The following is a 15295-nucleotide window of genomic DNA, read 5'->3' on the forward strand; positions in this document are numbered from 1 at the left end:
ATTTAAAATTACATTATGGACATCAACCAAATTTTTGAAAATAACCAAAAATGGATTATCAAACAGCTCCAAATAGATAAAAACTATTTTGAAAAATTATCAAAAGGACAATCTCCAGAATTTTTATATATTGGTTGTTCTGACAGTCGTGTTTCTGCCGAAGAACTTATGGGGCTGGAACCTGGAGAAGTTTTTGTGCATCGAAACATTGCAAATATGGTTCCAAATACCGACTTAAATTCGATGTCTGTGATCAATTATGCGGTGGTACATTTGAAAGTAAATCACATCGTAGTTTGTGGTCATTATGGTTGTGGAGGTGTGCATGCAGCCATGCAACAATCCGATTTGGGAATATTAAACCCATGGCTAAGAAACATCCGCGATGTGTATCGAATTCATCGAAAAACGCTTGATGCCATAACCAATGAGGAAGAAAAATATAAAAAGTTAGTTGAATTAAACGTACAAGAACAATGCATCAATGTTATCAAAACTGCCGAAGTACAAAAAGCATTCAACGACCGAAATTTAAAAGTATATGGTTGGATTTTTGATATTCACAGTGGAAAATTAATTGACCTTAATATCAACTTTACAGAAAAATTGAAAGATATTACCCAGATTTACAAAATATCAAACTAAACAAGTTTTACTTAAAAAAAGATTCAAAATGGTTTCAAAATAGTTTGTTTGAAATCAAAACAAAAAAAAGACAGTCACCCCCATGACTGTCTTTTCCATTCTGAATAACAAAATCTAAAATCCGAAGATTTTATTTCAATTGATTGCTTTAGAATGAAATTAATTTTTGCTAAACAATCAAACAAAAGTTTAAACCTAAATAACCTACTACTAAAATTTAAACTTTTGATTACCAAATTTAATAAATACAAGAATAAAAATCGACAATATTCTATATAAAATCGATGAAATACACTTGTATTTAATTTTAACACTAATTAAACTATAATAAATTAAATATTTATGATGAAAAATTATTTTATTTCATTCCATAATTAATTATTTTTTTGCTTTAGCCATTTCAGTTGATTTTGCACCCATTCTATTCAAAGTATACATCGGAGCAAATTTCAACTTCAATCCAGAAATTTTCATATTATCATTTGAAGTAAGTCCCTCGTTTTCCACTGTATTTTTTCTACTATCCAAGGCTTCATACATTAATTTTACTTCATCCCAATCCTCACGGGTATAACTGTCTTTATTTTTTTGAGCGGTATCAACAAATAATTGGTATACACCTAGAATATTTTTAGCATTTACCCAATTAAAGTTCATATCATTCCCAACCTTTCCCACACCAAAAAGTGCATTTCTCAATCGTTGTTTTGGATTGTCCGCTATTATAGCTTGATTTTCAATTTCGGTTTGCGCATCCATTTTTGCTTTAAGTTCTTCATATTTGGCTCTACTGGCATTAATTCGCTCTTGTGCTTTAATATCATCTTTCAAATCAGCCAAAGCCAATTCAGCAGCAGCATTTCTTATTTCATAATTAGCTTGAATAGATTCCCAGTTCTCTTTGGTAACTACTGTATCTGTGTTTCCTAATGAATCCACATAGACAACATAGGTATCTACCGATTTTTCGGCCTGTATTTTTTTTTCATCCTTGCAAGAAGATAATCCCAAAGTAATTACAGCCATTCCCAATAATAATTTTCTAGTTTTCATAATTTTTGATTTAATAAACATATCTGTATCAAATGTACCTTGAGTTCCATTGTATCCAATATATATGTAGCAATTATACAAACAATCCAAAAAATTCTGATACATATCGAAATTCGATATAAATTTCATAAAAATTAAAACTACCCAAATGATAATAGATATGAATAAATTGTAACAAAAATCTAACTAGAACTACTTATCATAATTAAAAAGTCTTTTGTACTTTTAAAACCAAATATCAACAATCCACTAGCAATAATTCTAATGAAAAACCCACTTATAAAAATAACCAATATCAAACGAGACTTTGTCCTAGGAAACGAAATTGTATATGTCTTAAAAGGAATTGATTTAGAAATTAACAAAGGGGAATATGTAGCTTTAATGGGTCCATCTGGTTCTGGAAAATCTACCTTAATGAATTTATTAGGTTGCTTAGATACACCAACATCTGGAACTTATATCTTAAACGGAAAAGATGTAAGCCATATGAAAGACGACGAACTGGCCGAAATTAGAAATAAAGAGATTGGATTTGTTTTTCAAACATTCAATCTTTTACCAAGAACTACCGCTCTTGATAATGTAGCTTTACCAATGATTTATGCTGGCTATTCAAAAACCGAAAGAAACACAAGAGCCACTGAAGTATTAAACCAAGTAAATCTTGGTGATAGAATGGATCATCAACCCAATCAACTTTCAGGAGGACAGCGTCAACGTGTGGCCATTGCTAGAGCATTAGTAAACAAACCTTCCATCATACTTGCTGATGAACCGACAGGAAATTTGGACAGCAAAACTTCTTTGGAAATTATGAAACTTTTTGGAGATATTCATGCCAATGGCAATACTGTTATTCTAGTTACACACGAAGAGGAAATTGCAGCTTACGCCCATCGTGTAATTCGTTTAAGAGACGGTGTTATTGAAAGTGATACAACAAAATAATTTAGAGGTTAGAATTATTCTGAACTTGTAAACCTCTAACTTCTAACTTCTAATCTCTAACTTAAAATGAAAGTATATACAAAAACTGGAGATGGCGGAACCACAGCCCTTTTTGGTGGCACTAGAGTACCAAAAGACCATGCCCGCATCGAAAGCTATGGAACAGTGGATGAACTAAATTCATACATTGGATTAATCCGTGACCAAGAAATAAATAATCATTACAAAGAAATATTAATCGAAATTCAAGATCGATTGTTTACTGTCGGAGCCATTCTTGCCACTCCTCCAGAAAAAGAAGTGATGAAAAATGGCGAATTACGTCTAAAAAAACTTGGGATTATCGAGTCTGATATTGAATTACTGGAAAATGAAATAGACAGTATGGAAGAATCACTTCCCACAATGACACATTTTGTGTTACCGGGAGGACACCAAACCGTGTCATATTGTCATATTGCAAGATGCGTTTGCCGCCGTGCAGAACGCTTAGCAGTGCATTTAAGCCATAATGAGCCTGTTGCTGAAATTGCAATTAAGTACTTAAACCGACTTTCTGACTATCTTTTTGTATTGGCACGAAAGTTGTCTCATGATTTAAACGCCGAGGAAGTAAAATGGATTCCTAGAAAATAGGTTGACGTTTTATAGATTACGGTTTACAGTATTTAGAAAAGATTTTCAGTTTTGAAATTTAGAATTAATTATCTTAATACTTACTGTCTGAAAATACGTTCTTAATTTTTTTAAAAAATAAATGGTTTTTTACTTGTCTTTTTCAGTAAAAAATTTATTTTTGCACAAAACTAAATCGACAAATATGTATTGGACATTAGAATTAGCATCATATTTAAGCGATGCACCGTGGCCTGCTAACAAAGACGAACTTATTGACTACGCTATTAGAGCAGGCGCTCCATTAGAAGTAGTAGAAAACCTTCAATCTATAGAAGATGAAGGCGAGATATATGAATCAATGGAAGAAATTTGGCCAGATTATCCAACTGACGAAGATTATCTTTGGAATGAGGATGAATATTAAAAAGTAAACCAAGAAAAAGTCTCAAAAGAGGCTTTTTTTTTGTTTAAATTTACACAGTTATAAAATTAGAAATAAAAATAAATCATGAGTTTCATAAACAGTATTATTAAAATCTTTGTTGGAGATAAATCTGAGAAAGATGTCAAAGCATTACAGCCTTATTTAAATAAAATTAAAACTTTTGAAAGCACTTTACAAGCCTTATCAAATGATGAACTTAGGGCCAGGACTGCTTATTTTAAAGAAAAAATAAAACAAGCACGTGCAGACAAAGATGCTAAAATTGCTAGCCTTCTTCTTGAAGTAGAAAGCATTGAAGATATTGACAAAAGAGAAGATATTTATATTGCAATAGATGCTTTAGAAAAAGAAGCATACGACATCTCTGAAAAAACATTAATGGAGATTCTTCCAGAAGCTTTCTCAGTGGTAAAAGAAACCGCAAGACGTTTCAAAGACAACACACAAATCACGGTTACTGCTACAGCAAAAGACAGAGAATTATCTGCTACCAAAAGCTACATTACACTTGATGGCGATAAAGCTATTTGGGCAAACACTTGGAATGCTGCAGGAAAAGAAATCACTTGGGACATGATTCATTATGATGTTCAATTGATTGGCGGAATGGTTTTACACGAAGGAAAAGTTGCCGAAATGCAAACTGGAGAAGGTAAAACACTGGTTGCAACCTTACCATTATACTTAAATGCTTTAACTGGAAACGGTGTTCATTTGGTAACCGTAAACGATTACTTGGCCAAACGTGATAGTACGTGGAAAGCCCCTTTATTCGAATTTCACGGATTGACTGTAGATTGTATTGATAATCACCAACCGAGTTCAGAAGGAAGAAAAAATGCTTACAACGCAGACATCACTTACGGAACAAATAATGAATTTGGTTTTGATTACCTAAGAGATAATATGGCGCATTCGCCAGAAGATTTGGTACAAAGAAAACACAATTATGCGATTGTGGATGAGGTCGATTCTGTTTTGATTGATGATGCCCGTACACCTCTTATCATTTCGGGACCAGTTCCTCAAGGAGACCGTCATGAGTTCATGGAAATGAAACCAAAAATTGAAAACCTTGTCAGTTTACAACGCCAATTGGCCAATGGTTTTCTTTCTGAAGCAAAAAAATTAATCAAAGAAGGAAATACTAAAGACGGTGGTTTCTTACTGCTAAGAGCTTACAGAAGTTTACCAAAAAACAAAGCACTTATTAAGTTTTTGAGTGAAGAAGGAATCAAACAATTGCTTCAAAAAACCGAAAATTCTTATATGCAAGACAACAATCGCGAAATGCCAAAAGTGGATGAAGCATTGTATTTTGTTATAGAAGAAAAAAACAATCAAGTAGAATTAACAGATAACGGTATAAAATTCCTTTCTGGCGATACTGACGCTGACTTTTTTGTACTTCCAGATATCGGAACTGAAATTGCTATCATCGAAAAGAAAAAACTGGACAAAGATGCTGAAGCCGAAGAAAAAGAAAGATTATTTCAAGATTTTGGTATAAAAAGCGAACGTATTCACACTTTGACGCAGCTTTTAAAAGCATACGCTTTATTCGAAAAAGATGTAGAATATGTAATCATGGACAACAAAATCATGATTGTTGATGAGCAAACAGGACGTATCATGGATGGTCGTCGTTATTCTGACGGATTACACCAAGCTATTGAAGCCAAAGAAAACGTAAAAATTGAAGCGGCTACCCAAACTTTTGCAACAGTTACTTTGCAAAACTATTTTAGAATGTACAACAAATTGGGTGGTATGACTGGAACAGCGGTAACAGAAGCTGGAGAGTTATGGCAAATCTACAAATTGGATGTTGTAGAAATTCCAACAAACAGACCAATGTCTAGAATAGACAAAGAAGATTATATCTACAAAACAACTCGTGAAAAGTTTAATGCGGTAATCGAAGATGTTACTGAATTATCAAAAGCAGGAAGACCTGTTCTTATTGGAACAACTTCGGTGGAGATTTCAGAATTATTGAGCAGAATGTTGAAAATGCGTGGTGTAGCTCACAATGTATTGAATGCAAAAATGCACAAACAAGAAGCGCAAATTGTTGAAGAAGCAGGAAAACCTGGAGTGGTGACCATTGCAACCAACATGGCGGGTCGTGGTACCGATATCAAATTGTCTCCTGAAGTAAAAGCGGCTGGTGGTTTGGCAATTGTAGGTACAGAACGTCATGACTCTCGTCGTGTAGACCGCCAGTTACGTGGTCGTGCAGGACGTCAAGGTGATCCAGGAAGTTCTCAGTTTTATGTTTCTCTTGAAGACAACTTAATGCGTTTATTTGGTTCTGAAAGAGTAGCCAAAGTAATGGACAGAATGGGATTGCAAGAAGGAGAAGTGATTCAGCATTCTATGATGACCAAATCGATCGAACGTGCTCAGAAAAAAGTAGAAGAAAACAACTTTGGTGTTCGTAAACGTTTATTAGAATATGATGACGTAATGAACGCACAACGTGAAGTAGTTTACAAACGTCGTCGTCACGCTTTGTTTGGTGAACGTCTAAAATTGGATATTGCCAATATGCTTTACGACACTTGCGAATTGATCGTTGACGTGAATAAAGCAAAAAATAATTTCAAGGATTTTGAATTTGATATTATTCGTTATTTCTCCTTTACTTCACCAGTTTCAGAAGCCGATTTTGCTAAATTAACAGAAATTGAAATTACAGCTAAGCTTTATAAAGCAACGCTAGAATTTTACACTCAAAAGACAGAAAGAAGTGCTAGAGAAGCATTCCCAATTATAAAAAATGTTTACGAAGACAGAAACAATCATTTTGAACGCATTGTTGTTCCTTTTACCGATGGAATAAAATCGTTTAACGTCGTTACTGATTTGAAAAAAGCTTACGAAACTGAGGGAGCTCAACTAGTTGCTGATTTTGAGAAAAACATCACTTTATCTATTGTTGATGAAGCTTGGAAAAAACATTTACGTAAAATGGACGAATTGAAACAATCCGTTCAATTGGCCGTTCACGAACAAAAAGACCCATTACTAATTTATAAATTGGAAGCTTTTAATTTATTTAGAGGAATGTTGGAGAATGTAAACAAGGAAGTGATATCTTTCTTATTTAAAGGGGATTTACCTGCGCAAAATGCACCTGTCATTGAAGAGGCAAAAATCGTACGTCAGAAAGAAGATTATAAGTTAAGCAAAGACGAAGTTTTAAATTCTGATGAATTAGCAGAACGTAATCAAGAAGCTGGACAAACGCAACAACGACAAGTAACTGAGACTATCGTTCGCGATCAACCCAAAATAAACAGAAATGACACAGTAACTATACAAAATGTAGCCAATGGTCAAACACAAGAAATGAAATTCAAAAAAGCCGAAAGCTTAATCGCAAGTGGTGCTTGGGTTTTGGTTTCTTAATTAAAAATAGAATTGATTTGAATCCCCAATTACGAAAGTAGTTGGGGATTTTTTATTAAAAGGATAAAATTGTCTTATAAAAAATACTATTTTTGCGGTCAAATAAAATAGTCTGAAACAATTTTTCGTCATATTACTATCCTCATTACTACTTCTTCCCTCTTTTGGGAATATAATTGTATATGTAAAATTCAAAATCAATCAAAACGAGATCGCCAAAACCATTTGTGTACAAAGAGAAATAGCCAACAACACTTGTAATGGTAATTGTGAACTTAAGAAAAGCTTAAAGAAATTTGATGATAATGAAAAACAAATGCAAAACAATCTCAAAGAAAAATTGGAGTTGGTTTACATTCCAAATACTTTAGAAACGAACTTTTCAATTGTAACATCAATTTCTTCTACTCAATCAAAATACTTTTCTTTAGATAAAAAACCAATCTCGGTTGTATTATCGAACTTTCGACCACCTTCCTATTTTATATAAATTTTAATTTCACTTTTCAAAATTTTTTGAAATGTCTTTCATTGGCTTAAGGTCAATGAAACAATTGTTATTACCCAAAATTTATATAAATCAAAAATGAAGAAAATTCTATTCACCCTTTTACTATTGGGTCAAATTTCCATTGCACAAAATAAAACTGAAAAAGACAGTACAAAAACAGAAGAACTTGAGAACATCTTTATTACTGCCAATCGTTCTGCTACACATCGAAAAGAAACTCCAGCTGCTATTAGTAAATTAACCGCCAAAACCATTAACGAAACCAAGGCAGTAGCTGCTTATGAAATCATCAACAAAACACCAGGAGTGACGATGGTAAACCTTGGTAACGAACAACACATGATGTCTATTCGTCAACCCATGACCACCAATGCTTATTATTTATATCTTGAAGATGGCCTACCTATTCGCCCAATGGGAATTTTCAACCACAATGCTTTATTAGAAATCAACCAATTCAACCTTCAAAGTATAGAAGTAATAAAAGGTCCTGCTTCCTCTTTATATGGGCCAGAAGCAGTTGGAGGAACTGTTAATTTAATTTCAATTCATCCTCCCGTTACACCCGAATTCAAGTTTGGAATCCAAGCAGACCAATGGGGGTACAAACGAATTCAAGCAGCAGGTGGAGCAACCGTAGGCAAAGTCGGTTTCAATATTGCAGGAATCTCCAGCTTACAGGAAAATGGCTGGATGACTTATTCTGATTACAAAAAAGACAATATCAACGTTAGAATTGATTACAACATAAACAATAAAACTCGATTAATCAGTAATACCATGTGGGGCAAATACTATTCCGATATGAGCGGAAGTGTTAATGAAGCTGCTTTTTACGATAGAACCTACAAGAGTACTACTGATTTCACGTATCGCAAATCGGATGCCTTAAGAACCAGATTGACTTTGGAGCACGATTGGAATGATAATGCCAATAGTTATTTAACCGTTTATCATAGAGACAATAAATTAGGACAAAATCCATCCTACGGAATTAAATGGAGTCCTACTGTAAAACCCACTACAGCAAAAGGAGAAGTAAACTCGAACAACTTCAAAAGTTATGGTGCAATCGGGCAACACATCCAAAAATTTAGTTTTTTAAACACTAAAATTGTTGCTGGAGCACTTTATGATTATTCTCCTGTAACTTATTGGGCGTATTTACTCGAAATGAAAGCCAATCTTAACCCAGGAACTCCAGGGAAGCAAACGGTTAATTATTATGAGATTACAGCCGAACGTCCCGATGTAAAATTATCAGACTACACCGCTGACATTTTTAACACCGCAGGTTATGCACAAGTAAGCATCAACCCTTTTGAAAAATTGATTGTAACTGCAGGTGCCCGTTATGATAATTTGAAAGTAAATTACAATAATGCACTTGACCATTCTACAGGTACCAAAATATACGACAAACCAACTTTCAAAGCGGGTGCCAACTACAATCCTTTTTCATTTGCTGGAATTTACGGAAATTATTCCCAAGGGTTTGCTCCTCCAGGCATCACCTCTATTTTTAGAGCCAAAACAGGAACAGGAGGAACATCAGGAAAACCTGCTGAGTTTTATTATAACTTAGAACCGGCAACATTCAATAATTATGAAATTGGAGGTTGGTTATCCTTTTTTAAAGGCAAATTAAACTTTGACTATGCCGTTTATTACATGGAAGGCAAGAACGAATTATTGAGCATTCGCTTGCCAGATAACTCTACCGATTATCGTTCTGCTGGTGAAACTAGACATAAAGGGGTTGAATTTGGAGGAAATTTCAAATTTTTATCGAATCAGTTGAATATTCGATTTGGGGGAACTATTGCCGAACATACTTTTATAGATTTTAAAGTTTCTGATTTTCCAACAGATGCTTTGAGAAATTTGGATGGAAAAGAAATGCCTCAAGCTCCTAGATGGTCTGGAAATTCAGAAATCAGTTATTACCCAAATTGGTTACCAAAATTCAGAACTTCGATAGAATGGCAATCGGTTGGTAAATATTATCAAGATCAAATCAATACCGTAAAATATGTCGGTTATGATATTTTTAATTTCAGAGCTGGATACGAATGGAAGGGAATTGAAATTTATGGAAACATAATCAATCTTACGGACAAATTATATGCCTATAACGTAACTCGAGGAAATACCGCAACCTCTCAACCCACTTATACTGCTGCAGCTCCGAGAACATTTTTAATAGGTTTACAATATCATTTTTCATTAAGAAAATAACTAATTTATTCAACCCTTTCAGAGTTCAAAACTCTGAAAGGGTTATATAATTCAAAAAGAAAACAATGAACAATACACCAAAAGAAGAGAAAATTTCAAAAAAGAAAGATTCCAAACTAGTCAAAAAATTGAAACAAAAAATGTACAAATGGCACCGTACAATAGGAATCATTACACTAATTCCAGTTATTTTCTGGACATTATCTGGATTAATGCATCCTTTTATGGCGCATTTTTTCAAACCAGAAATCGCTAACGAACGCCTTGAAGTAAAACCAATTGATAAATCTCAATTAATACTTTCAATCCAAGAGGTTTTACAAAAAAATAAAATAACCGCGTTCAAAAATTTCCGAATCGTATCATTTGACAATTCAACCTTTTATCAATTAAAAACGGTAAACGACGAATTGATCTATTTTAATACTTTAGACGCAAAAAAACTGGAAAATGGGGACCAAAAATATGCAAATTGGCTATCCCGTTATTTTCTAGACGATCAAAAAAGTACAATAAGCAAAACGGATTTAATAACCCAATTTACGGCTCAATACAAATACGTCAATCGGTATTTACCAGTTTACAAGACAACATTCGATCGCCCAGACGGAATGCAGGTTTATGTAGAAACGGCATCAAGCAAATTGGCCACTTACAACCCGAAATCAAGACAAGCTTTTATCTGGTTTTTTGACACTTTCCACAATTGGGCTTTTATTGATTGGATTAGCAACAACAGTATTCGTATTGTTGTGATGTTTTTGTTTCTTTCCATCATCTTCCTTTCGGCTATTAGCGGAATTATAATCTATGGTTTATTTTGGAAGCAATTCAAAAAAACAGACAGTTTAACTCCTAAAAAAGGCCTCAGAAAATACCACCGCCAAATCGGAATTTGGGTTTCCTTATTCACCTTGACATTTGCCTTTAGCGGAGCTTATCATGCTACAACCAAATGGAAACCATACACTTTAGACAAAATGGTGTATGAACCTATTTTTGAAACAAAAGACATTCAAACTCCAAACAATGCTATAGCTGTTGACTGGAAACGAATAGAAAATGTAAGCCTCGTTACTTTAAATGACAGCATTTATTACAGATGCCAATTGACATTAGCCAAAAATAAAAAATATGAGGCACCCAAAATAGATTCAAAATCCAAATGGGATAAAAAAGAAAATCCAAAATCGGAAATTCTTTATATCAATACAACAACAAATAAAGTCGCTCCAAACCTTGATTTAGAATACGCCAAATTTTTGGTTTCCTTTTTTAGTGACACCGTTACAAAAGAGGCTTGTTGTGAAATGGAAGGCGGAATAACTGAAAAAACAAGTTTAGAAAACATTGCTTTATTAGAAACTAAAGTTTTAACCGACTTTGAAAGTCGAGAATATGGTTTTGTCAATAAACGATTGCCCGTAATAAAATTAGCCTATGACACGCCAGAAAAAACTACCTATTTTATAGAAACAGCTACATCTAGATTAGCAGCTGCCATTCAAAATTCAGATAAAGTAGAAGGGTATTCTTTTGCCATATTTCATAAATTTTTGTTTATGGATTGGGCTGGAAAAAACATCCGCGATTTGACAATGGTTTTAGCCGCATTAACTGTTTTAATTGTTAGTGTACTTGGTTTAATTTTATTTTTAAAGAAAAAGTAATATCAAATTCAGTTTTTGAGATTAATCCCCAATTATAACTAGTTGGGGATTTTTTTATTCCTTAAATTTACTTTTAATGTAACCATTCAATATATTAATTTATAGCCACGAATTCACTAATTTTACTTTTTCTGGATGTATAAAAAGGCAACAATTTTGAATATTAACCAAATTATTACGAATCGATTTAAATTCAAAAATTTTTTATTCCGATGATTATATGTCAAACCATTGGTGTCCAAAAGCAGATATCGTACCTTTTTTGAAAGGTAAATTTAATTGTGAATTAGAAAACAGGGAACTCTTCAAACTTAACCAAGGAATGACCTATTTCGTTTCGGATGAATTGAGTTTGCATCGTTCTGTAACTGTAACTAAACCACTATGGACTTAAAGTCCATAGATTTGGTTGGCAGACTAAAAGTCTGCAAGGTTGTAACACTTATTTATTTGCCACAAATTACACAAATTAGCACTAATTAATTTGTGTGAATTTGTGTAATTTGTGGCTGAAATTTTTAGAAGCTAAAGCAAATGCACTACAGTACATAGTTTTAAACTATATCTGGGACCAATAAAGTAACTTTATTAATTATTGAAAACGCTTTTTTACACCAAATAAAAACAACGGTAATGAATAAAATAATAAATAAATTTTTAAATTTCATTGATCTTCAAAAAGGAGAAGAAGACCAAAATAAAGTGTTAGAAAACATTATCAGCAATATTTCATTCCGAGGTTCCAATTTATGGATTTTGGCTTGTGCCATTGTTATTGCATCTGTTGGATTAAATGTCAATTCTACAGCCGTTATAATTGGAGCGATGTTGATTTCTCCATTGATGGGACCTATTGTTGGAGCTGGTTTTGGACTGGGCATGTATGATTTTGACTTGGTAAAAAAGTCCATAAAAAACCTTGCAATAGCAACAATTGTTAGCTTAACGGTTTCGACACTATATTTTTATATCAGCCCGTTCAAAGAAGTCCAATCGGAGCTTTTGGCGCGAACTTCTCCTAATATTTATGATATTTTAATTGCTTTTTTTGGAGGATTGGTTGGGGTAATTGCTGTGACTAGAGTCGAAAAAGGAAATCCCATTCCAGGAGTTGCTATTGCCACAGCTTTGATGCCTCCTTTGTGTACAGCGGGTTACGGATTGGCAACTGGAAATTATTTGTTTTTTGGAGGTGCTTTGTATTTGTATACCATCAATTGTGTTTTTATCTGTATTGCGACTTTCGTCATTGTTAAGTTTTTAAAATATCCCATAGCAAAACAAATCGATTTAAAACATCAAAAACAAGTAAAACAAGGAATTACAGCACTTCTCTTAATTATGATTGTTCCTAGTATTTATTTTGCTTACCGTTTGTTTGATGAAAAAAAATACGTTCAACGAACTCAAAGATTTATCGAAACCGAATTTCCCCAAAAAGACTACACTCTCATTTATAAAAAAACGGATTACAATGCCAACCCAAAAACAATTGAATTGGCATTTTTGGCTAAAAAATTCAATCCATTGGAAATTAAATCTCTAAATCAGAAATTAAAAGAGTATAATTTATTAAACACTCAACTGCTTATTAAACAAGATACTTTTGATTTAAAGAACGACATTTTAAATACTATTGGCAATTATAAAAAAACGGGTGACGACAAAGACGAATTAATTCAAAGTTTACAAAAAAAGATTACCGATTTTCAAGTCAATAATATCAAAGTAAGCAATGAAGCCATAATTCTATTTCCTGAAATTAAACCGATCGCCTTAACCCAATATACAAGTAAAGACAAAACCATTCCCGTGTTATTATACAAAAGTAAGACCGATTTAAATTTGGATTCTAAAAAAAAGTTAGTGGTTTGGCTAAAACAAAGATTGGAAAAAGACAGTGTAGAAGTTTACAGACAACAAGAATAGGTTGAAATAGTATCAATAAAAAAAAGACGTACCTTTACTAGAATAGATTTAAAAAAATAACTCAAAACATACTATCATGTCAAAAAGTCAAGATGCCAAGAAAACGGCAAAAAAAGAACCTCTTAAAACTGCTAAAGAAAAAAAGGAAGAAAAGAGAGAAAAGAAAAATAGCCCGAAAAGAGACTAAAAATTAGTGTTCAGTGTTCAGTTTTTTTTTAGTGGTCAGTATAAACTGAATACTAAAAAACTGAACACTGAACACTTTCTACTATTTAACTGGAATATTTTTTAGAATTTCCAATACAAATTTCCAATATTTTTGAGCCGAAGAAATACTGGCTCTTTCGTCTGGAGAATGTGCACCATGAATCGTTGGTCCAAAAGAAATCATATCCATATCCGGATAGTTCGTTCCTAGAATCCCACATTCTAAACCAGCATGACAAGCGGCTACATTTGGTTTTTCTCCATTTTGTTTTTCATAAATAGAAACCAAAACATCTAATATCTCCGACTTAGGATTTGGGGACCAACCTGGATATGAACCGGAGAATTCCACTTCGCAACCCATTAATTCAAATGCAGAACGCAAAGCATTTGCCATATCAAATTTGGACGATTCTACTGAAGAACGCGTCAAACACTGTACCGAAAGTTTCCCCTCGCCTACTACAACTTTAGCAATATTATTGGAAGTTTCCACAAGATTATCAAAATCGGCACTCATTCTATAAACTCCGTTGTGTGCTGTGTACATCGCGCGAACAAAATAAAACTGAGCGATTGATGGCATCACCGTTGCAGGAACAGTATCTAGTTTTTCGAAAACTACTTCTAGATTTGGTTCAGTTGTTTGAAACTCCGCTTTGATTTCGTTTACAATTTGTTGCATATCGAATACAAAAGCTTCGTCATAAACAGCTGCAATGATAACTTTCGCTGTACTTTCGCGCGGAATTGCATTGCGAAGGCTACCTCCGTTGATTTCAGAAATCTGCAATCCAAAATTATCAAAACCATCAAATAACAAACGGTTCATGATTTTGTTAGCATTCCCCAGACCTTTGTGAATATCCATTCCTGAATGCCCTCCGTTTAGTCCTTTTACCTTTATAGAATACCCAACAGAACCTTCTGGGGTTTCCTCTTCATCATATTCGGCAGTGGCAGTAACATCAATTCCGCCGGCACATCCAATACCAATTTCATCATCTTCTTCGGTATCCAAATTCAATAAAATATCACCTTTAAGAATTCCTCCTTTTAGGTTCAAAGCACCAGTCATTCCAGTTTCTTCGTCGATAGTAAACAAAGCTTCAATAGCAGGATGCGGAATGTCTTTGCTTTCTAAAATTGCCATAATAGTAGCCACTCCAAGACCGTTATCGGCACCAAGAGTAGTTCCTCTAGCACGAACCCAATCTCCATCTACATACATATCGATTCCTTGAGTATCAAAATCAAAAACAGTATCGGCATTTTTTTGGTGTACCATATCTAAATGGCCTTGCAATACAAGTGCTTTTCTGTTTTCCATACCTGCAGTGGCTGGTTTACGAATAATTACATTTCGGATTTCATCTTCAAAAGTTTCCAGCCCCAAACTGTTACCGAAGTCTTTCATAAACTCAATTACACGTTCTTCTTTTTTGGAAGGACGAGGTACCGCATTCAAATCGGCAAATTTGTTCCAAAGTGCTTTTGGTTCTAGATTTCTTATCTCTTGACTCATTCTATTGTATATTTTTTAATTAAAAAGGTTTAAAATAATAAAACCTCAAAGTTACAAACTACTAAGCTAGTTTTATAAAAGTTTTAATT

The 15295-nt window shown here is 33.6% G+C and carries 11 protein-coding genes; 9 read left to right on the plus strand and 2 right to left on the minus strand.

Annotated elements, in window-relative coordinates:
- Positions 1-15: 15 nt before the first annotated feature.
- Complete coding sequence (locus OZP06_RS01940; protein WP_269223452.1) at positions 16-645, plus strand: carbonic anhydrase; 630 nt, start codon at positions 16-18, stop codon at positions 643-645.
- Positions 646-1023: 378 nt separating this feature from the next.
- Here OZP06_RS01940 and OZP06_RS01945 read toward each other — a convergent pair whose 3' ends face one another.
- A complete protein-coding gene (locus OZP06_RS01945) occupies positions 1024-1698 on the minus strand; it encodes a DUF6565 domain-containing protein (protein ID WP_281324168.1) in 675 nt (224 codons plus the stop codon).
- Positions 1699-1962: 264 nt separating this feature from the next.
- Between OZP06_RS01945 and OZP06_RS01950 the strand changes: the two genes are divergently transcribed.
- From OZP06_RS01950 to OZP06_RS01985, 8 genes are all read left to right on the plus strand, one after another.
- Positions 1963-2649: an ABC transporter ATP-binding protein gene (locus tag OZP06_RS01950; protein WP_269223454.1), complete on the plus strand. Its 687-nt coding sequence runs from the start codon at positions 1963-1965 to the stop codon at positions 2647-2649.
- A 66-nt stretch (positions 2650-2715) separates the two neighbouring features.
- Complete coding sequence (locus tag OZP06_RS01955; RefSeq protein WP_281324169.1) at positions 2716-3285, plus strand: cob(I)yrinic acid a,c-diamide adenosyltransferase; 570 nt, start codon at positions 2716-2718, stop codon at positions 3283-3285.
- Between the two features lie 184 nt (positions 3286-3469).
- The gene (locus tag OZP06_RS01960) at positions 3470-3691 is read left to right on the plus strand and encodes a DUF2795 domain-containing protein (RefSeq protein ID WP_007138072.1); all 222 of its coding nucleotides are present in this window, start codon (positions 3470-3472) and stop codon (positions 3689-3691) included.
- A gap of 84 nt (positions 3692-3775) precedes the next feature.
- Positions 3776-7126 carry a preprotein translocase subunit SecA gene (gene secA, locus OZP06_RS01965; RefSeq protein ID WP_269223455.1) on the plus strand — a complete coding sequence of 1117 codons (3351 nt, stop codon included), beginning with the start codon at positions 3776-3778 and terminating at the stop codon, positions 7124-7126.
- A 586-nt stretch (positions 7127-7712) separates the two neighbouring features.
- The gene (locus tag OZP06_RS01970) at positions 7713-9875 is read left to right on the plus strand and encodes a TonB-dependent receptor (protein ID WP_269223456.1); all 2163 of its coding nucleotides are present in this window, start codon (positions 7713-7715) and stop codon (positions 9873-9875) included.
- A 65-nt stretch (positions 9876-9940) separates the two neighbouring features.
- Positions 9941-11545: a PepSY-associated TM helix domain-containing protein gene (locus OZP06_RS01975; protein ID WP_269223457.1), complete on the plus strand. Its 1605-nt coding sequence runs from the start codon at positions 9941-9943 to the stop codon at positions 11543-11545.
- A gap of 220 nt (positions 11546-11765) precedes the next feature.
- Positions 11766-11939 (plus strand): hypothetical protein, encoded by a 174-nt coding sequence (locus tag OZP06_RS01980; protein ID WP_269223458.1) that lies wholly within the window; start codon positions 11766-11768, stop codon positions 11937-11939.
- 239 nt (positions 11940-12178) lie between these two features.
- The gene (locus tag OZP06_RS01985) at positions 12179-13474 is read left to right on the plus strand and encodes a DUF389 domain-containing protein (RefSeq protein ID WP_281239156.1); all 1296 of its coding nucleotides are present in this window, start codon (positions 12179-12181) and stop codon (positions 13472-13474) included.
- A 268-nt stretch (positions 13475-13742) separates the two neighbouring features.
- On the opposite strand, the gene OZP06_RS01990 is transcribed toward OZP06_RS01985, so the two are convergent.
- Positions 13743-15206 carry an aminoacyl-histidine dipeptidase gene (locus OZP06_RS01990; RefSeq protein WP_281324170.1) on the minus strand — a complete coding sequence of 488 codons (1464 nt, stop codon included), beginning with the start codon at positions 15204-15206 and terminating at the stop codon, positions 13743-13745.
- Positions 15207-15295: the final 89 nt, after the last annotated feature.

This window comes from Flavobacterium sp. IMCC34518 (assembly GCF_027111095.2).
Classification (GTDB): domain Bacteria; phylum Bacteroidota; class Bacteroidia; order Flavobacteriales; family Flavobacteriaceae; genus Flavobacterium; species Flavobacterium praedii.

Bases quoted from the DNA above. Each gene is read 5' to 3' on its own strand.
- OZP06_RS01990 (WP_281324170.1), bottom strand. From the start codon at position 15,206: ATGAGTCAAGAGATAAGAAATCTAGAACCAAAAGCACTTTGGAACAAA.
- OZP06_RS01955 (WP_281324169.1), top strand. From the start codon at position 2,716: ATGAAAGTATATACAAAAACTGGAGATGGCGGAACCACAGCCCTTTTT.
- OZP06_RS01960 (WP_007138072.1), top strand. From the start codon at position 3,470: ATGTATTGGACATTAGAATTAGCATCATATTTAAGCGATGCACCGTGG.
- OZP06_RS01975 (WP_269223457.1), top strand. From the start codon at position 9,941: ATGAACAATACACCAAAAGAAGAGAAAATTTCAAAAAAGAAAGATTCC.
- secA (WP_269223455.1), top strand. From the start codon at position 3,776: ATGAGTTTCATAAACAGTATTATTAAAATCTTTGTTGGAGATAAATCT.
- OZP06_RS01945 (WP_281324168.1), bottom strand. From the start codon at position 1,698: ATGAAAACTAGAAAATTATTATTGGGAATGGCTGTAATTACTTTGGGA.
- OZP06_RS01985 (WP_281239156.1), top strand. From the start codon at position 12,179: ATGAATAAAATAATAAATAAATTTTTAAATTTCATTGATCTTCAAAAA.
- OZP06_RS01980 (WP_269223458.1), top strand. From the start codon at position 11,766: ATGTCAAACCATTGGTGTCCAAAAGCAGATATCGTACCTTTTTTGAAA.
- OZP06_RS01970 (WP_269223456.1), top strand. From the start codon at position 7,713: ATGAAGAAAATTCTATTCACCCTTTTACTATTGGGTCAAATTTCCATT.
- OZP06_RS01950 (WP_269223454.1), top strand. From the start codon at position 1,963: ATGAAAAACCCACTTATAAAAATAACCAATATCAAACGAGACTTTGTC.
- OZP06_RS01940 (WP_269223452.1), top strand. From the start codon at position 16: ATGGACATCAACCAAATTTTTGAAAATAACCAAAAATGGATTATCAAA.